The 18,733-nt window shown below is 58.7% G+C and carries 18 protein-coding genes and 1 pseudogene; 16 read left to right on the forward strand and 3 right to left on the reverse strand.

Translation table 11 applies throughout. The features are described 5' to 3' along the window. From repA to RLCC275e_RS23650, 9 genes are all read left to right on the forward strand, one after another. Positions 1-1,194 (forward strand): plasmid partitioning protein RepA, encoded by a 1,194-nt coding sequence (repA, locus tag RLCC275e_RS23610; protein ID WP_033183247.1) that lies wholly within the window; start codon positions 1-3, stop codon positions 1,192-1,194. A 4-nt stretch (positions 1,195-1,198) separates the two neighbouring features. After that, positions 1,199-2,200, forward strand: coding sequence for a plasmid partitioning protein RepB (repB, locus tag RLCC275e_RS23615; protein ID WP_033183246.1), 1,002 nt, complete (start codon positions 1,199-1,201; stop codon positions 2,198-2,200). Between the two features lie 154 nt (positions 2,201-2,354). Beyond that, complete coding sequence (repC, locus tag RLCC275e_RS23620; RefSeq protein ID WP_033183245.1) at positions 2,355-3,659, forward strand: plasmid replication protein RepC; 1,305 nt, start codon at positions 2,355-2,357, stop codon at positions 3,657-3,659. Positions 3,660-3,771: 112 nt separating this feature from the next. Continuing rightward, positions 3,772-4,656 (forward strand): dihydrodipicolinate synthase family protein, encoded by an 885-nt coding sequence (locus tag RLCC275e_RS23625; protein WP_033183244.1) that lies wholly within the window; start codon positions 3,772-3,774, stop codon positions 4,654-4,656. Between the two features lie 7 nt (positions 4,657-4,663). Then, entirely contained in the window at positions 4,664-5,341 is a 678-nt protein-coding gene (locus RLCC275e_RS23630) for a GntR family transcriptional regulator (protein WP_018245752.1), read from the forward strand. A gap of 54 nt (positions 5,342-5,395) precedes the next feature. Continuing rightward, positions 5,396-6,724 carry an ABC transporter substrate-binding protein gene (locus tag RLCC275e_RS23635; protein ID WP_033183243.1) on the forward strand — a complete coding sequence of 443 codons (1,329 nt, stop codon included), beginning with the start codon at positions 5,396-5,398 and terminating at the stop codon, positions 6,722-6,724. Further along, positions 6,724-7,662, forward strand: coding sequence for a carbohydrate ABC transporter permease (locus RLCC275e_RS23640; protein ID WP_033183242.1), 939 nt, complete (start codon positions 6,724-6,726; stop codon positions 7,660-7,662). Before RLCC275e_RS23635 ends, RLCC275e_RS23640 begins: the two co-directional genes overlap by 1 nt. Continuing rightward, on the forward strand, positions 7,662-8,477 hold the full coding sequence (locus RLCC275e_RS23645) for a carbohydrate ABC transporter permease (RefSeq protein WP_033183241.1): 816 nt from the start codon (positions 7,662-7,664) through the stop codon (positions 8,475-8,477). Before RLCC275e_RS23640 ends, RLCC275e_RS23645 begins: the two co-directional genes overlap by 1 nt. An 18-nt stretch (positions 8,478-8,495) precedes the next feature. Further along, positions 8,496-9,470, forward strand: coding sequence for a sugar kinase (locus RLCC275e_RS23650; protein WP_033183240.1), 975 nt, complete (start codon positions 8,496-8,498; stop codon positions 9,468-9,470). Here RLCC275e_RS23650 and RLCC275e_RS23655 read toward each other — a convergent pair. Continuing rightward, positions 9,467-9,892, reverse strand: a pseudogene (locus tag RLCC275e_RS23655) (inorganic phosphate transporter); the annotation flags it as partial. The gene RLCC275e_RS23650 and the pseudogene RLCC275e_RS23655 overlap by 4 nt on opposite strands. 398 nt (positions 9,893-10,290) lie before the next feature. On the opposite strand from RLCC275e_RS23655, the gene ugpB reads away from it, so the two are divergent. The 7 genes from ugpB (at position 10,291) to RLCC275e_RS23690 (ending at position 16,913) form a co-directional block, all read left to right on the forward strand. After that, entirely contained in the window at positions 10,291-11,613 is a 1,323-nt protein-coding gene (ugpB, locus tag RLCC275e_RS23660; protein WP_026160235.1) for a sn-glycerol-3-phosphate ABC transporter substrate-binding protein UgpB, read from the forward strand. Between the two features lie 65 nt (positions 11,614-11,678). Then, the gene (ugpA, locus tag RLCC275e_RS23665; protein WP_033183238.1) at positions 11,679-12,563 is read left to right on the forward strand and encodes a sn-glycerol-3-phosphate ABC transporter permease UgpA; all 885 of its coding nucleotides are present in this window, start codon (positions 11,679-11,681) and stop codon (positions 12,561-12,563) included. 12 nt (positions 12,564-12,575) lie between these two features. Continuing rightward, a complete protein-coding gene (gene ugpE, locus RLCC275e_RS23670) occupies positions 12,576-13,424 on the forward strand; it encodes a sn-glycerol-3-phosphate ABC transporter permease UgpE (protein WP_003562583.1) in 849 nt (282 codons plus the stop codon). Between the two features lies 1 nt (position 13,425). Then, on the forward strand, positions 13,426-14,472 hold the full coding sequence (locus RLCC275e_RS23675; RefSeq protein ID WP_033183237.1) for a sn-glycerol-3-phosphate import ATP-binding protein UgpC: 1,047 nt from the start codon (positions 13,426-13,428) through the stop codon (positions 14,470-14,472). Between the two features lie 54 nt (positions 14,473-14,526). Then, positions 14,527-15,276, forward strand: coding sequence for a glycerophosphoryl diester phosphodiesterase (locus tag RLCC275e_RS23680; protein ID WP_171891365.1), 750 nt, complete (start codon positions 14,527-14,529; stop codon positions 15,274-15,276). A gap of 9 nt (positions 15,277-15,285) precedes the next feature. Beyond that, on the forward strand, positions 15,286-16,071 hold the full coding sequence (locus RLCC275e_RS23685; RefSeq protein WP_033183236.1) for a DeoR/GlpR family DNA-binding transcription regulator: 786 nt from the start codon (positions 15,286-15,288) through the stop codon (positions 16,069-16,071). Then, positions 16,068-16,913, forward strand: coding sequence for an HAD-IIB family hydrolase (locus RLCC275e_RS23690; protein WP_033183235.1), 846 nt, complete (start codon positions 16,068-16,070; stop codon positions 16,911-16,913). The genes RLCC275e_RS23685 and RLCC275e_RS23690 overlap by 4 nt, the downstream gene beginning before the upstream one ends. On the opposite strand, the gene RLCC275e_RS23695 is transcribed toward RLCC275e_RS23690, so the two are convergent. Continuing rightward, the gene (locus tag RLCC275e_RS23695; RefSeq protein WP_033183234.1) at positions 16,871-17,716 is read right to left on the reverse strand and encodes a carbohydrate ABC transporter permease; all 846 of its coding nucleotides are present in this window, start codon (positions 17,714-17,716) and stop codon (positions 16,871-16,873) included. The two genes, RLCC275e_RS23690 and RLCC275e_RS23695, sit on opposite strands and share 43 nt — an antisense overlap. Before the next feature lie 5 nt (positions 17,717-17,721). Then, positions 17,722-18,660, reverse strand: a complete 939-nt coding sequence (locus tag RLCC275e_RS23700; protein ID WP_033183233.1) for a carbohydrate ABC transporter permease — start codon at positions 18,658-18,660, stop codon at positions 17,722-17,724. Between the last annotated feature and the right edge of the window lie 73 nt (positions 18,661-18,733).

Raw genomic sequence — 18,733 nt, forward strand, 5'->3', positions numbered from 1 at the left:
ATGCAGCCGAGTCTTGCTCTTCAGGACGATCAAGAGCATCTCCCGTCGCTTCTGGCAACGGATGCGAAGGAGTTATCCTATCAACTTCAGCAGCATCAGGCAAAAATCTTCCCCCCGCTCTCGCAAAAGACCATCAGAACATTTTCGCCGGCCGAAGCTGCGGCCTTCATCGGTATCGGCGAAGGCTATCTCCGCCAGGTGGCCGCCGACGGCCATGGGCCCGATCCGCTCGCAAACGGACGGCGGCTTTACAGTGCAATCGATATGGATCGAATTCGCCGGGTCCTCGACGAGCGAAACGGGACGCCGAAATATGTGCCGGCCCGCAGGCCGGGGGAAAAGCTCCAGATCGTCTCCGTCATGAATTTCAAGGGCGGCTCGGGCAAGACCACCACGGCCGCCCATCTGGCGCAGTTCATGGCGCTCAGGGGTTACCGCGTGCTCGCCGTCGACCTCGATCCTCAGGCCTCCTTATCCGCCTTGTTCGGTCATCAGCCGGAGTTCGATGTCGGAGAGGGCGAAACGATCTACGGTGCGATCCGATATGAGGATCCGCGCCCTATCGCCGACATCGTGCGCGCCACTTACACGCCCAATCTGCATCTCATTCCGGGCAATCTCGAGCTGATGGAATTCGAGCATGAGACGCCGAAGGCGATGGCGTCGGGGACGGCGGAGACGATGTTCTTTGCCCGCATCGGCGAGGTCCTGACGGAGATCGAAAGCCTCTACGATGTCGTCGTCATCGACTGCCCGCCGCAGCTGGGGTTCCTGACGATGTCGGCGCTCTGCGCGGCAACCTCGGTCTTGATCACGGTCCACCCGCAGATGCTGGATGTCATGTCGATGTCGCAGTTTCTGACGATGACGAGTGAGCTGATGTCGGTCGTCGAAAAGGCTGGCGGACGTACCAGCTATGACTGGATGCGCTATCTCGTGACCCGGTTCGAACCGAACGACGGACCGCAGAGCCAGATGACCGGCTTCATGCGGGCGATTTTCGGCAATCGAATGCTCCACAATGCCATGGTGAAGTCGACGGCGGTCGCCGATGCCGGCGTCACCAAGCAGACTCTCTACGAGGTCGAGCGGTCGCAGTTCACACGCGGAACCTACGATCGGGCGCTGGAATCCCTCAACCTCGTGAATGGCGAGATCGAGGCGCATATTCGCTCCACCTGGGGGAGGAAATAGATAGATGGCGCGCAAGAACCTCATCGAAATTTCCGCTCCGAACCCGGAAAGGATGGACGCAGTCGCACCGCGCGACAATCGTCCGATCGCCGGATTCGTGCCGCAGGAGCGCAGTGCCGCGCCTGTCGGCGGCATTACCAAGACGCTCGGCAACATTACCGAGAAAATGGAGCGGGCGAGTGAACTGGAACGGCAGCTCGCCGCCGGCCAGACTATCGTCGAGCTCGATCCTGGCCTGATCGACGCTTCCTTCGTCAGCGACCGATTGGCGATCGATGCGGCTGAACTCGCGCAGCTCGTCGAGCAGATCCGCGAACACGGGCAGCAGGTTCCGATCCTTGTCCGCCCACATCCCGAAACCAGGGGACGCTATCAGGTCGCATACGGCCATCGTCGCCTGGCTGCCGCCAGAGAAATCGGCATCAGGGTGCGTGCGGTCGTTCGCGATCTCACCGACGGTCAGCTGGTCGTCAGCCAGGGACAGGAAAACAGCGCTCGAACCAATCTCTCCTACATCGAGCGTGCGCTCTTCGCATCGCGGCTCGAGGAACGCAGCTTTGGCCGCGATGTCATTATGGCGGCCCTCGGCGTGGACAAGGCGGCGCTGTCGAGAATGCTGATCGTCATACGACAGGTCCCCCTGGGGCTTGTCAACGCCATCGGTGCAGCACCTGATATCGGCCGCCGGCGATGGTTGGAACTCGGCGAGCGGCTTGAGAAAGCCGACGTCGAGAAGATCATCGCGGAGTTGTCCGCGGACGACGCGCGCAAAATTTCGAGCGACGAGCGGTTTCAGCGGGCACTCGTTCTGGCAACGAAGAAGACGACTGCTCCGAAGCCGGCGGTGGCCAAATCTGAGGTTAGCGGTGTGCCTGTCATGATCAAGAAGACAGCATCTGGTGCGACCTTCGTCTTCGACGGCAAGACCGCGCCCGGTTTCGATCAATTCGTCCAGGAAAGGCTGAAGGGCCTGTTCCAGGAGTTCAACAAGGACAGAGGAGCGTAGCGCGCAAAAGAAAAAGGCCCCCAACGACGCCGTCGTGGAAGCCCTTCTCAGATCTTAAGCACATCGAGAATCGCATTTCCCCGAATCACAGTCAAGCGTCTTAGGCACCAAATTGGTGGATGGTTTTCTTTTGCCTAAACGAAGGTGAAGGCAAATGGAGAGTGGATATGTGACGACGCCCTTTGGGCGGCGGCCGATGTCGCTTGGCATGCTGGCAAGCCAGCAACTGGCCGAGACCATCGAGCCGGGAATGAAACGCAGCAAATGGAAGCTGTTCAGGGCGATCTGCGAAGCACGGCCGGCGCTTGGCGTCACCGATCGGGCGTTGACGGTGCTCGACGCGCTTTTGACCTTCTACCCTGACGACGAAATCTCCGAGGAAAAGGGACTGATTGTCTTCCCGTCGAATGCGCAGCTTTCGTTGCGCGCCCGCGGCATGACGCCGGCAACCCTCAGGCGGCATCTTGCCGTCCTGGTCGAGGCCGGCCTGATCCTGCGCAAGGACAGCCCGAATGGAAAGCGCTATGCGCGCCGCGACAGGGCAGGGGCCGTCGGCGAGGCCTTCGGCTTCAGTGTCGCACCGCTTCTGGCACGTGCTGCCGAGATCGAAAGCCTGGCCGCCCGGACCGTAACCGACCGGGAGCTGTTGCGAGTGACCAGGGAACGCCTGACGCTATGCCGGCGTGACATTTCCAAATTGATCATGACGGCACTCGAAGAAGGGGTTTCCGGTGATTGGGAAGGCATTTCGGCGATGTTTCGAACGCTTCTCGCCCGGATTCCACGCGTGGCGACAGCCGAAGATCTGGTACCGCTGCTCGATGAGATGGGGCTGCTGCGCGCAGAGATCGTCAACATGCTGGAAAGACGGATAAAAACACAAAAAATAGACGCCAATGAGTCTCAAATTGAGCATCACAAACAGAATTCAAAACCCGACTCCATTTATGAACTTGAACCAAGCTTCGAAACGAAGCAGGGCGAAAAGGCAGCGGCCGATAACAACCCGAACGCCGGGCCGCTGGAGGAGCAAAGATTGAAACAGCAAAAGCCTTCCGTCGGGATGAGCAACAGGGCGGGAGGCGCGGCCGATCCGGGCGCCGGACCAGGCCTGAAATCCTTCCCGCTCGGCCTCGTCCTCCAAGCCTGCCCCAGTATTCTCGACTATGGGCCCGGCGGAAGCATCGGCAATTGGCGAGACCTGATGTCGGCTGCCGTCGTCGTGCGCTCGATGCTCGGCGTCAGTCCCTCGGCCTATGAGGAAGCCTGCTCGGGCATGGGGCCGGAAAACGCCGCCACCGTGATCGCCTGCATCCTGGAGAGGGGAGGGCACATCAACTCACCCGGCGGTTATCTCAGAGATCTGACCCGAAGGACCGAAAGAGGCGAGTTTGCAATCGGACCGATGCTGATGGCGCTCGCGCGGGCGAATGGGCCGACGGCGAGGCAGGCGAGTTGATCGCGAGTAAACGACTGTCTGGTAGTCAGGTAACAAAGCAGTGCGCAATCACCTCTTTACAACTAACATGTTAGTTTGCTACATCTGATCCGTTCATTGGGAGGAAGCATAGTTGACACAAAAATTCGGGCTCTCGGTTGCTCTTGCCACGCCGTTCGACAGCAATGGCGATATCGCGATCGAGGCGATGATCGAGCAGGCACGGCGGAGCCTCGCGGCCGGCTGCTCGAGTGTGACTCTGTTCGGGACGACCGGTGAAGGTTCTTCCATCGGCACGCAGGAACGTGCGCGTATTCTCGCTTCCATGCTTGATAGCGGAATAGCAGCAAAGCAGATCATCGTCGGCGTGCTGGTCGACGCGGCCGAGGATGCGGCGATGCAGGCCGGTCATGCGCTTTCCAAGGGAGCCCGCAATATCCTTCTTGCTCCGCCGTCTTATTTCAAGAACGTGAGTGACGACGGTGTCTTCCAGTGGTTTTCGGCTGTCTTCGCCATCCTGGGCGACAAGGCGCGAGACATTATTGTCTACAACATTCCCTCGGTCACCATGGTTCCGTTGAGCGTATCGCTAGTCGGTCGGCTACGGACCGACTTTCCCAATGTCGTTACGGGCGTCAAGGATTCCTCCGGCGACTGGCCTTTTACGGAAAAGCTGCTGAAGGCGCATGGCGATCTCGTCATCCTGGTTGGCGACGAACGTCACCTGGCGAAGGGTGTGCGGTTTGGCGGCCAGGGTGCGATCTCCGGCATGGCGAATTTCGTACCTCGCGAAGTCAAGCTGATGGCGGAAGAAGGCAAGGACGATCCTCGCGTCGAGGATTTCGTGGCCGAACTGCTGAAATTTCCGGTGACCGCCGCTGTGAAAGCGATGGTCGCTCACCTGACGTCGGATGAAATCTGGCTTGCGGTTCGGCCACCACTCGTTTCAATATCCGGCGAAGGGCAGGCGCAACTCGCACTTGCGTTCGACACTCTTTTCCGCTCGAAAGCGGCATAGGTCGGAGATGTTTCTGGGAGAGGCGATGGACGGAACGGACGAGCAGCCGACACTGCGGGAAAAGGCGTATGAGAGTTTCACACGCCACCTTCTTGCGCGTGACGTGCGCCCCGGCCAGTTCGTTTCGCAGCGTCGCCTCGTCGAGTTGACAGGGCTGACGCTTGGTGCCATCCGCGAACTCATCCCGAGGCTCGAAGCCGAAGGGCTGATCAAAACGGTGCCCCAGCGGGGTTTGCAGATCGCTCATATCGACCTGAACCTTATTCGCGAGGCGTTCCAGCTGCGCGTGTTCCTGGAGAAGGAAGCGGTCGCGCTTTTCACCCGCTCCGCATCTGACGAGACGATCGCCAAGCTTTTGAAACAGCATCGGGATATCGCCGACGCCATTCGAAACGGGGATGGATCGCACGAATTGGAGGTTCACGCGCAAGCTGTCGATTGGGGCATGCACGACGCCTTTATCGATGCTTTGGGAAATACCATCATCTCGAACGCCTACCGGGTGAACTCGATCAAGATGCGCCTGATCAGTCAGGACCGTTTTCGTATCGATGGTCACGTCGGACCTGTCATGGGTGAGCACCTCAAGGTGCTCGAGGCGATCGAACGACGATCGGCGGAGGACGCCGTCAACAGCCTTGTCGCACATATCAATCATGCAAGAGATCGTGCGCTCAGGATATAATCGGAAATAAACAGCCGGGTTGAGGAGATCGCCGGCAAAAGGAGGAGGTACCACATGTCATCGTTTTCGAACCCGACGAGGCGCGGCTTTCTGGCGGGTACGGCCGCTTTTGGCGCCAGCAGCATGCTCGGCGTGCGGCTGGCATCGGCTGCGGTCGATTGGAAGCGCTTTGCCGGCACGACGCTCGAAGTCAACCTGGTCAAGAGCCCGCGCAGCGAAATACTTTTGAAGTACCTGTCCGAATTCGAGGAGCTCACCGGCATCAAGGTCAATGCCGAAGCGACGCCCGAACAACAGCAGCGTCAGAAGACGACCATCGAGCTGAGCTCTGGCAAGCCGAGCTTCGATGTCGTGCACATGAGCTATCATGTCCAGAAGCGGCAGTTCGAAAAGGGCGGCTGGCTTGCCGATATCGGCGGTTTTCTCAAGGACCCCTCTCTGACCGACCCGTCTCTGGTTGAAAGCGACTTCGCCGAAGCTGGCCTGACTTTTGCCAAAGACCCGGGCGGCGTTCTGCGTTCGCTTCCATTCTCGGTCGACTACTGGATCATCTATTGGAACAAGGCGCTGTTCGAGAAGAAGGGGCTGGCCTATCCGACGACGTTCGAAGAACTCGCCAGTGCTGCGGAGGCGCTCACCGATCCTTCCACCAACACCTACGGCTTCGTCGCCCGCGGCCTGAAGAACGCCAATACGCCGGTCTGGACGTCGCTGCTGCTTGGCTATGGTTCAAGCCCGCTCGGCCCGGATGGCAAGCTGCGCACGACATCGCAAGAAGCGATCGATGCGGCAAAGCTTTACCAAAGACTGATGACCAAGACCGCTCCTCCCGGCGTCTCGGGCTTCAACTGGGCCGAGGCACAATCTGCCTTCCTGCAGGGCAAGATCGGCATGTGGCTGGATGGCGTCGGTTTTGCGCCGCCGATCGAGAATCCGGAAAAGTCGCGCGTCGTCGGCCAGGTCGGTTACGGCATCATGCCGAAAGGCCCGAAGGCACAGGCCGCAGGTACCTTCGGCGACGGGCTTGGCGTCGTCGCGGCAAGCCAGAAGAAAGAAGCCGGGTACCTCTTCTGCCAATGGGCTATTTCGCATGAAATGGGCGCACGTCTGCTGCAGGCCGGCGCCGGCGTTCCTTTCCGCCAGTCCGTCCTCGAGGATGCGAAGGTACGCGAAGGCGTCAAGATGCCGGGCGCCTGGCTGGATGCCGTCGTCGGTTCCGGCAAGATCTCGCAGCTCGCGCTGCCGGTCATCATTCCGGTTACCGAGTTCCGCGACGTCTATGGTGTCGGTCTCACCAACATGATCGGCGGCGCCGACCCCGAAACCGAGCTGAAGGCAGCGACGGCACAGTTCGAACCCGTCCTGGCGAAAAGCGAGGGATAATGGCCTCGACAAGCATCGAAACGGCCGCAGTGGCCAAGACGTCGAAAGGAAGGAGCAAACCGGATCGGTTTGCTCCCAACTACTGGCCTTTCGTCATCCCGGCGCTCATCGTCATTGCGGCCGTCATCGTTTTTCCATGGGTGTTTACCCTTTGGATGAGCGTCAACAGCTGGACGCTTGGCCAGTCCCAGGTCTTTGCGGGACTGGACAACTATGCCCGCCTGATCGTGGACATGCGCTTCTGGGACTCGCTGTGGCATACGGTGCTCTATATGACGCTCTCCGTGGTGGCGCCCCTTTTCCTAGGGACGCTCGCCGCGCTGATCTTCGATACGCAGTTTCCGTTGCGCGGCCTTCTGCGCGGCATATTCGTGATGCCGATGATGGCGACGCCCGTCGCCATCGCCCTCGTCTGGACGATGATGTTCCACCCGCAGCTCGGCGTCCTCAACTATCTTCTCTCCTTCGTCGGCATCGGCCCGCAGGAGTGGATCTATAATCAGAACAGCGTCATCCCATCGCTAGTGCTGGTCGAGACGTGGCAGTGGACGCCGCTTATCATGCTGATCGTGCTCGGTGGTCTGGCGGCGGTTCCGCGCGAGCCCTATGAAAGTGCTGAAATCGACGGAGCCAATGTCTGGCAGAAATTTCGCTATCTGACGCTGCCGATGATCGCGCCATTTCTGATGATTGCCGTGATGATCCGCAGCATCGATGCGGTGAAAAGTTTCGACATCATCTACGCCATGACCCAGGGCGGCCCAGGCACAGCGTCGGAAACGATCAACATCTATCTCTACAACACTGCTTTCGCCTACTACGATATTGGCTATGGATCTGCGATGGCGGTTGTCTTCTTCATCCTCATCGTCCTGCTCGCCTTCGTCCTGATGATGCTGCGGCAGCGCGCGAACTGGTCCGACGGGGAGGCACGCTGATGAAGCGCAAGACGCTCGATCGCATCGGACTGCTGTTTGTTGCCCTGGTGATGATATCGCCGGTCGTCCTGTTCTTCCTCTGGATGATCTCGCTGTCGCTGAAATATGAAATCGATAACGGCGCTTATCCGCCGATCTTCATCCCGGAGCGCTTTGCCTGGTCGAACTATCTGAAGGTCTTCGAAGAGAATAACTTCTTCCTATATCTCTGGAATTCGGTGCTGGTAACGGGTGCCGCCACGCTTCTGGCGCTGCTGATCGGCGTGCCGGCCGGATATGGCATCGCGCGCCTGAAAGCTGAAAAGTCTGCGATGGTCATCATGATTGCGCGCATGACGCCCGGCCTTTCCTTCCTGATCCCGCTCTTCCTGCTGTTCCAGTGGCTGAACCTGCTCGGCACGCTCATGCCGCAGATCATCATCCATCTCGTCGTCACTGTGCCGATCGTCGTGTGGATCATGATCGGTTATTTCGAGACGACGCCGATGGAGCTGGAGGAGGCTGCAAGCATCGACGGCGCGACACCCTGGCAAGTTTTCCGCCTGGTCGCCTTGCCGATCGCAAGGCCGGGCATCGTCGTTGCCTTCATCCTGTCGGTCATCTTCTCGTGGAACAACTTCGTCTTCGGCATCGTGCTTGCCAGCCGCGAGACGCGCACGCTTCCGGTCGCGGTCTACAACATGCTCTCGTTCGAGCAGGTCAGTTGGGGTCCGTTGGCGGCGGCGGCGTTGATCGTCACCTTGCCTGTGCTGATATTGACGGTGTTTGCGCAACGGCAGATCGTGGCCGGCCTGACGGCCGGAGCCGTCAAGTGAGCGGGTGAGACAACGGTTTTGACGACTTCTTCTGCCTTCGAGCAGCCTCACGGTCGGGAGCGCCGCGTTTTGTGTGTCGGCGCGGCGGTTATGGACACCCTGTTTCGGGTGCGCACGTTGCCGACCGGCCAGGGCAAAATTCTGCCCTATGATATGCTCCAGATCGCCGAAGGCATGGCATCGAGTGCGGCCTTTGCAGTCGCCCGGCTGGGCGGCGATGCCAGTCTCTGGGGTGCAGTCGGCGATGATTCCAGCGGCGACCGCATCATCGCTGACCTCAGTAACAGCGGCATAGACACGAGCGGCATGGCGCGTGTGGCAGGCGCCCGCTCGGCTGTCTCGACGATTCTTATCGATGACCAGGGCGAGCGCTTGATTGTGCCTTTCTACGATGCGGGTCTGCACGAGACGGTCAAGCCGGTCACGCAACAGGATGTTTCTGCTTTCGATGCGGTGCTGGTCGACGTCCGGTGGCCGAAGCTTGCATTGCGGACGCTATTGGCCGCCCGAGAGGCGGGAAAGCCGGCCATTCTCGATGGCGACGTTGCAGGCGATGGTGTGATCGAGATGCTTGCACCGACGGCCAGCCACATCGTATTCTCGCAGCCGGCCGCCGAGCGGCTTGCCGGAACTGCCGAGCTGGCGAAGGTCGTCGGCCTGCTGAAACGAAAGTTCGAGCAAGCTTTCATCAGCGTCACGGCTGGCGAAAATGGCTGCTTCTGGTTCGATGACCGAACCGGCGAAGTCGTCCATCTTGCCGCTCCGAAGGTGAGGGCGGTCGATACGCTCGCAGCCGGCGATATCTTTCATGGCGCTTTCGCGCTGGCTGTCGCCGAAGGCTTGCCGATCGAAGAGACGATGCGCTGGGCATCCATGGCGGCGGCGCTCAAATGCCAGGTATTCGGCGGTCGTACCGGCGCGCCCAGCAGAGCCGAAGTCTGCGATGGCCTGCGGGATTGGGAGGTGCCGATGACCAAGATGAGGGATCGTTAATGGAAGAGGTCCGAAAGCCAATAGTCTAAGGCTGAAATGATCGCAGCGACGGGGAGTGTGACAACCCAGGCAACAACAATGTTGCCCGCCAAGCCCCAGCGGTGATCGTATGTGTGGTCGAAACCGGGATGCCTAGCCAGGTTGCGCCAACCAATGTCAGAGCTCCACTTGTTTCGGCACCAAAGGCCTGCATTGGGTTGAGACGCGTAATCTTCGATCCCATGGCGTGGACCATCCGCCAGCCGCCGAAGAGCGTGCCGAGTGCTATTGCACTTTGGCATGAAAGGACGACCAAGAGCGGCACATGGAAATCACCCGCCAACTATCCTTGCGAATATAGCAAACGTCGATGATGCCCATCGTCTCTTGAGCGTCATTGCCCGTATGGCCGAGGGAATGAGGGAGGCGGACACAAACTGGAGGGTATCGGCCGCACCGACGACGGTCTTTGCGTGTTGGGCGAACAAATCGAAGAGGCGATCTTGCCGCGGCATCGGTTTTCGGAAACCAGTTCAGCATCTGCGCTCTATCGAGTGTCGCAAAACTGCCACAAAGCACGCCGCTGCCCGTGAAAAGCCGCTAAACGCCGGTGTCATGGGGACTTTCTGGGGATCATGCGAGCCATCCCAAAGCTGGGCCAGCGTGCAAATCGATCGGCCACTCAACTCATACTTCCAGCCAGCCGCCCTATATGACCGTAGGGCTTGGTGTCATCAGATGTTCATATGAACATTCCATATTTGCAAAGTGAAACTCGCCTGTTACGATCGGCTCACGTTCGTAGCGGGAGGCTATGAACCGACAACAAGTGGGAGTGAGAATGAACAAGATCGCTTTTTTCCTGTCCGCAGGACTGACCAGCCTTTCGTTATCCGTTCCGGCCATGGCCGCCACGAAGATCCAGTGGTGGCACGCAATGGGTGGCGAGAATGGCGCGAAGCTTGAACAGATCGCCAAGGGGTTCAACGCGTCTCAATCTGACTACGAGATCGTCCCGGTATTCAAAGGCACCTATGATGAGACGCTGACCGGCGCCATTGCTGCATTTCGTGCCAACCAGCAGCCGGCAATCGTTCAGGTCTACGAAGTCGGCACCGGCACGATGATGGCAGCACAAGGTGCGGTCTATCCCGTCTACCAGTTGATGAAAGACGAGGGGGAGGCCTGGGACCAGAGCAAATTCATTGCCCCGGTCGTCGGCTATTACTCGGACACCAGCGGCAACGTCTTGTCCTTGCCGTTCAATTCCTCGACGCCGATTATGTACTACAACAAGGACGTCTTCAAAAAGGCGGGGCTCGATCCGGAAACACCGCCGAAAACATGGGCCGACGTCGAGGCCTTTTCGCGGACGATCATGAAGTCCGGCGCAGCCAAATGCGGCTTTACCAGCGCTTGGATCTCATGGATCCAGACCGAAAATCTCAATGCCTTGCATGACAAGCCCTACTCCACCAAGGCAAACGGTTTTGGCGGCTTGGATGCGGAATTCACCTTCAACAACGATCTGACGATTCGCCATTGGGGCAATCTGAAGAAGTGGCAGGACGAGGGGCTCTTCAAATTCGGCGGACCTGGCGGTGGCGATAACGCTCCTCCGATGTTCTATTCTCAGGAATGCGCGATGTACATGAATTCCTCGGCCGGCCGGGCCGGTGTCATCAACAACGCAAAGGCTTTCAAGGTCGGGTTTGCGCCGCTTCCCTACTATGACGACGTCATTCCGCAGCCGCTCAATTCGATTATCGGCGGCGCCACGCTCTGGACGCTGAAAGGTCGCCCGGAAGAGGAGTACAAGGGGGTCGCGAAATTCTTCACCTACCTGCAGAAGCCGGAAGTCCAAGCCGATTGGCATCAGTTCTCGGGCTACCTGCCGATAACCGAGGCTGCGTATAAGCTGGGCCAGGACCAGGGCTATTACGAGAAGAATCCCGGAGCAGATATCGGCATCAAGCAACTGACGCGGGTGACACCTACCGACAATTCGAAGGGTATTCGGTTCGGCAACTACGTCCAGGTGCGTGGGATCATCGACGATGAGTTTGCTGCCTTGCTGGGCGGGAAGAAGACGGCGAAGGAAGCGGTTGATTCCGTGGTCGCACGAGGCAACGAACAGCTCCGCGATTTCCAGTCCGCCAACTAATGGGCTTCGCGACGGGGGCTGGTGAGAGACCGGCCCCCGTTTCCCATCCGTCAGTGTGAGGGCCTATGCAAACCAAACGGACCGTATTTCCCAACAAGCTTTTGCCTTACCTGCTCATCGCACCCCAAATTTTCGTGACCGTGGTATTCTTCCTCTGGCCCGCGGCAACTGCATTCTGGCAATCTTTCCTGCGCCAGGACGCTTTCGGTTTCAAAACGACCTTCGTCTGGTTCGAAAACTACCGTCGGCTCTTCGCCGATCCGATCTACATCAATGCCTTTGGCCATACGCTCATCTTCGCCATTCTTGTGACGGTCCTCTCAACGGCGATCGCGCTGCTCCTGGCTGCAGCGGCGATGCGCGTGTTGCGCACCTCTCGAATTTATTCGACATTGCTCATCTGGCCATATGCCGTCGCCCCCGCGATCGCCGGCATTCTTTGGTGGTTCATGTTCAATCCGTCGATCGGTATCGTCGCCTATATGTTGCGGGCGATGGGGATCAACTGGAACCATCTGATCAATGCAGATGATGCCATGGTCCTGATCGTCATCGCGGCGACGTGGAAGCAGATTTCCTATAACTTCTTGTTCTTCTTGGCTGCGCTGCAATCCGTCCCGCGTTCGCTTCAGGAAGCCGGGGCCATCGACGGAGCCGGTCCTGTGAAGCGTTTCTGGACGATCGTGTTCCCGCTGATCTCACCGACAACCTTCTATCTGATCGTCATCAATATCGTTTACGCGATGTTCGATACCTTCGGCATCATTCATGCTACCACCCAAGGCGGACCGGCGCGTGCAACCGAGATCCTTGTCTACAAGGTCTATTTCGACGGCTTCATCGGACTGAATTTGGGTTCGTCGGCGGCGCAGTCGGTCATTCTCATGGTGATCGTCATCGCTCTGACCGCGGTCCAATTCCGTTTCATTGAACGCCGCGTGCAATATTGAGGAATCCCGAGGATGGTTGAAAATCGCCCTTTCCTGAATTTCCTGGCGCACCTTGTCCTCATCATTGGCGTCACGATCGTCGTATTTCCGGTCTACGTGGCTTTCATCGCATCGAGCCACGGCCCAAACGACTTCCTGTCAGGCGTCGTGCCGCTGACTCCGGGAAGCCACATCATCGAGAACTATTCGACGATGCTGTCCTCTGGAATGACAAGCTCGGGGGCGCCGCCGATCGGGCCGATGATGATCAACTCGCTGATCATGGCGGTTGGCGTCGCCGTCGGGAAGATCGCTATTTCGATCCTTTCGGCCTTTGCTATCGTCTATTTCCGGTTTCCGTTCCGGACCTTGGCATTTTGGATGATCTTCATCACGCTGATGCTGCCGGTCGAGGTGCGCATCGTGCCGACCTACAAAGTCGTCGCCGATCTCGGAATGCTGAACAATTACGGCGGCCTCATCATTCCGCTGATCGCATCGGCAACGGCAACCTTCCTGTTTCGTCAGTTCTTTCTGACTGTCCCCGACGAACTCATGGAGGCTGCCCGTGTCGATGGGGCAGGGCCGATGAAGTTCTTCCGGGATATTCTGCTGCCGCTGTCGATCACCAATATCGCGGCGCTCTTCATCATCTTGTTCGTGCTCGGCTGGAACCAGTATCTCTGGCCGCTCATCATAACGACCGACCAGAGCTTCTATACCGTCGTGATGGGAATCCAGCGCATGGCAGCGGTTGCCGATGCCGAACCGCGCTGGAACCTCGTGATGGCAGCGGTCATTCTGGCCGCACTACCACCTGTCCTCGTCATCGTCGCCATGCAACGCCTTTTTGTCAAAGGCCTGGTCGAAACGGAGAAATGAAATGGCAACGATCAACATCATCGACGTCAAGAAGAATTATGGCACCGTCCCGGCGGTCAAAGGCATCAACCTGTCTGTTGCGGATGGCGAACTCATCGTGCTCGTCGGCCCCTCGGGTTGTGGTAAATCAACTTTGCTTCGCATGATTGCCGGGCTGGAAACGATCAGCGAGGGCCATGTCGAGATTGCCGGCCGCAATGTCAACAAGGCAGAGCCCGCCGACCGCGATATCGCCATGGTCTTTCAGAATTATGCGCTGTATCCGCATATGACCGTACGCGGAAATCTCGAATATGGTTTGAAAAATCGCGGCACCGAACGGGCGGAAATCAACCGCCGTGTGGCGGAGGCTGCCGAGATCCTCGAAATCGGTCCGATGTTGGATCGTAAACCTCGCGAGCTCTCCGGCGGGCAGCGCCAGCGCGTTGCGATGGGGCGCGCGATCGTTCGCGAGCCGGCCGCCTTCCTGTTCGATGAGCCTCTGTCCAATCTCGATGCCAAATTGCGGGTGCAGATGCGCGTTGAAATACGCCGGTTGCAACGGCGCCTGAAGACCACCAGCATCTACGTCACCCATGACCAGCTTGAAGCGATGACGCTGGCAGACCGGCTGGTCGTCATGAACGGAGGTCTTGTCGAACAAGTCGGCACTCCCGTAGCGGTCTACGATCGCCCGGCGAGTTTGTTTGTCGCCAGCTTCATTGGCTCACCGCCTATGAATCTTGTGCCGATCGACGTCCTCAGGGCAGCCGACAGCGCAAGTGCCCTGGCATTGCCCGCCGGCACCGACATGGTCGGCCTTCGCCCGGACGCGTTGCTCGTCACCAAGCCGGTTGAGCCTTCCGTTCGTCTCAATGCAACGGTCGAGTTGCTCGAGCCAATTGGGGGAGAAAGCCATCTGCATGTGCGATTGGGAGGGGGCCAGCAGACGGTCGTCCTGACCGTACCGGGTCGTCCGGATTTCAACGAGAATGCGAATATCGACGTCTTCGCACGTGTCGGCGCAATGCATCCTTTCAATCGCGATACCGGAAAACGCACAGATTGACTTCGGTTTATTATTTCTCCACCCACCCCAGAAGACGACGAAAGAGATGAGACGATGACGACCGTAGAGCCGCGATCCGGCCCGAGACGCAGTGAGGTTCAGGCGCATCGAGGCGCCTCTGCCATTGCGCCCGAGAATACCATTGCCGCTTTCCGGGCGGCCGATGAACAAGGCGCGGAATGGGTCGAACTCGACATTGCACTTCTTGCCGACGGGACCCCGGTCGTCATCCACGACGTTTCCATCGATCGCTGTTCCTCGTCGAAGGGAAATCTTGCCGACCTCACCGCGTCAGATCTCGGCGCCATCGACGCTGGCTCATGGTTCAGCCCGAAATTCAAAGGCGAACCACTGCCGACGCTGGCCCGCGTTGTTTCCGCGCTGGGCGAACTCGGTCTCAACGCCAATGTCGAGATCAAGCAGCATGCCCATCATAGGTCACTCGACCAACTGGTCAAAGTCGTCGATCAACATCTGAAGGCGCGGGCGGCGCACACCAAGATCATGATCTCAAGCTTTGATGCCGCTGCGCTGAAGGGAATGTATGAGATCGATCCAAGCTACGAACTCGCCATGCTGTGGAGCAAGCTGCCTGCGGATTGGCTGGATATCCTTCGGTCGATTCCCGCAAAGACCATCCATCTCGACTACAAGGCCCTGAGTATCGGGTTTCTCGAGGAGGCCGTGCGTCGCGGCATCTCGGTGCGGGCGTGGACCTGCAACGATCCCAGGCGGCTGGCATCATTCTGGGATGTGGGTTTGACCGGTGTGATAACAGACGACCCCAGTGTCTACCTCACGTAAGGAGCGGCGATGGGGCAGCGGATCATATCGAGCCGACAACGTGAGATCCTTGCGCTGATCGAAACGGAAGGTGTTCAGTACATCGAGGAACTGGCACGTCGGTATGATCTTACGACGCAGACGATCCGTCGCGATATCAATGCATTATGCGATCTCGGGCACGCACGCCGCTTCCACGGCGGCGTCGACTTGCCGGTCGCGGGGAGCAACATCTCACTCAATGCTCGCGCCCAGCTCAACCGACGGGCCAAGCGGCTGATCGCCAAGCGCGTCGCCGCCGACATAGGGGCAGACGCGACAGTGTTCCTCGGGATCGGCAGCACGGTTCGGTTCGTTGCCGAGGCGCTGCGTGATCACCAGGGTCTGACGGTGATCACCAACAACATCCACGTCGCTTTGAGCCTTTGCGACGCGCCGAGTGTCGAGGTGCATTTGACGGGCGGTCTTTTGCGTCACGACGATCGCGACGTGGTGGGCACGGATGTGATCAGGTTCGTCGAAAAATTCTATGCGACTTACGCAGTCGTCGGCGCGGGCGCTTTAAGCCCGCTCAACGGTCTGATGGATTTCAGCTATAGCGAAGCCCAAATCACCAATGCCCTCCTTGAGAATTCGCAAACGCAGATTTTGGCCGCAGACGTCAGCAAGTGGACGCGAAACGCTTCCGTGCGTGTTGCGCCATTCAGCAAACTCGCCCGTTTTTACACCGATCGGCTGCCTGGCGAAGCGGCCGCCACCAATGCTCTCGCCGAGAGCGGCTTGGACGTGGTCACATGCAGCGAGGACATGACATGAGCTACGTAGACCTGGCGCCATCAGCTCGCGAGTTGCGGGATGTGCGCTACCTGTTCACCGACATCGACGATACCCTGACCACCGAAGGCAAGCTTCTGCCGCAAACCTACGAAGCTCTCTGGGATCTCAGCCGGGCGGGAATTGCCGTCGTGCCGGTCACGGGCGGCTCAGCCGGATGGTGCGAACATATCGTCCGCGCCTGGCCTGTGGCTGCCGTCATCGGCGAAAGCGGCGCATATTGCGTCACCCGTCAGGACGGCGAAGTGGTGTTCGACTATTGGGAGGATGGCGCCCTACAGGGTGAGCGCCAGCGCCAGCACCTGCAGACGATCAAAGAGCTGATCTCGCAAAATAGCCGGACGTTCAGAATTGCCCACGACCAGGTCTTCCGGCTGGCGGATGTCGCAATCGACATTCACGGTCAGGAACCGTATGAGGTCGAAGATCTGGCATCCAGCATTAGAGCCATGGGCGGAACGGTGGCGATCAGCTCCATCCACATCAACACGTGGATCGGCGATTACAATAAGCGCTCGATGAGCGAGCGCGTTTTAACCGAGATGTTCGGTATCGATCCCGATCAAACAGCTGCCGTGACCGCCTTCGTCGGTGACTCTCGAAACGATGCACCGATGTTTGGCTTTATCCGCAACTCTTTCGGGGTCAACAACATCATCCCGGTTCTTTCACAATTGCAATACGCGCCGAAATGGGTCTCCTCGCAGCCCGCCGGGCTTGGCTTTGCCGATATTGCCCAAACGATCTTGGACGCGGCTGGCGCAGGTTCTGAGACGTCTCGTCAGCTTTTGACCGAGCCGGCGGTCATGCCTGCCAGGAAGTAGCGTTGAGCAACCAGATAAAGGACCAGGAGGGGAAGGGAACCGAGCACGCTCATCGCCATCATCTCGTTCCATTCGAAGGCGTGCTGGCCCATCAGAAGCTGGATGCCGATCGGGACCGTCCTGAGGTCCATCGATTTTGTCAGCGTCAGCGCGAAGAGGAATTCGTTCCAGGCGAGCAGAAAGGTGTAGACCGCGGTGGCGACGATCCCGGGGATGGAGACCGGAACGATGACGCGCCAAAGCGCCGTCCAGCTCGAACCGCCGTCGACCAGGACGGCCTCGTCCAGCTCTTTCGGCAGCGTGTTGAGATAGCCTGTCATCAACAGGACGGCGTAAGGCAGCGTGAAGACCATGTAGGTCAGGATCAGCGCCAGATAGGTATCGAAGATCCTGAAGGCGACCACCATTCCGAAATAGGGAATGAGAAGGGTAATCGGCGGAACGGTCTGGGTGCTGATGATGAAGATGTTCAAGGTGTTCTTGAAACGGAACTGATAGCGGCTGAAGCCGTAGGCGGTCACGATCGCGACGAGGAGGGTCAGACCGGTGACGACGCCGGCGACAAAGTAGCTGTTGATAAAGAACCGCACTTTCACCGGATCGTTGAAAATCGTCAGATAGGCGGCCACCGTGAAATCATCCGGCAACAGCCGCGGCGGAAGGGCGAAGATTTCCGTATTCGATTTCAGCGAGCTGAAAAACATCCACACGATCGGAAAAGCCGAAAAAACCAGGCCGATCGCCAGACCGAGATAGGTCAGGATGGTCGGCAATACCGAGCTTTTGAAGGAACGCTTTGCCATGACGGTCACCTGCGCTGCTGGTGTTTGATGTAGAAATAGGTGACGCTCATCGAGATGATGAGGATGATCATCGCGCTCGCCGAAGCCAGCGAGAATTCATACTGCGAGAAGGCGAGCTTGTAGGTGAAAGTGGAGAGCACCTCCGTCGAGTAGATCGGGCCGCCGCCCGTCGTCATCCATACCAGCGGAAAAACCTGCATCGTCCAGATGAAATCGAGAAGCGCGATGCTGATGATGATCGGCATCAGCTGCGGAATGGTGATGTACCAGAACTTTTGGAGTCCGTTGGCGCCGTCGATGCCGGCCGCCTCGTAAAGCTCCTTGGAAATGCCCTGGAGGCCGGCGAGCAGGCTGACCATGTAAAGCGGATAACCCGCCCAGATGTTTGCGAAGGTCAAAGCGTGTATGGCGGTGCGCGTCGACGAAAACCACTCGACCTTGAAGTTGATGATATGGAGCGCCATCAGCACACTGTTGACGACGCCGTTCGGGTCGAGCAGCAGGCGCCAGATGATGGCGATGATGACGGCGGTGAACAGCCAGGGCAGGATGAAGAGCACGCGCAGAATGCTGCGAATAAGCGGATCGACGCGGTTGGTGTTCAACAGCAGCGCAAAGGCCAGGCCGATAATGAAGTGGAAGACGACGCTCATGATGGTGAAATAAAGCGTCTGCGCGACCGACTGCCAGAAGACCGGATTTTCGAAGATGGTCACATAGTTCTGGACCCCTGCGAAGGCAGCGGTCTTTTTCATGATGGCGCCGTCCATCAGAGAATATTTGAAGACCATCACCATCGGGAACAGCATCAGCAGCACAAGCAGCAGGGTCGCCGGCGACACGTAGAAATACGGGACCAGCTTCCTCAAGGTGCTGTAACGAAGCCATCCTTTTCTTCGCGCTTTGGCATGCGCGGCGACCAGAGCCGTAGCCGAGTGATTCATGAGCTGTGACTTTCCATTCTGCCGAGATTTGACGACTTGCACCGGCAGCGCAAGGCTGCGCTGCCGGTGATCG

The organism is Rhizobium brockwellii, assembly GCF_000769405.2.
Classification (GTDB): domain Bacteria; phylum Pseudomonadota; class Alphaproteobacteria; order Rhizobiales; family Rhizobiaceae; genus Rhizobium; species Rhizobium brockwellii.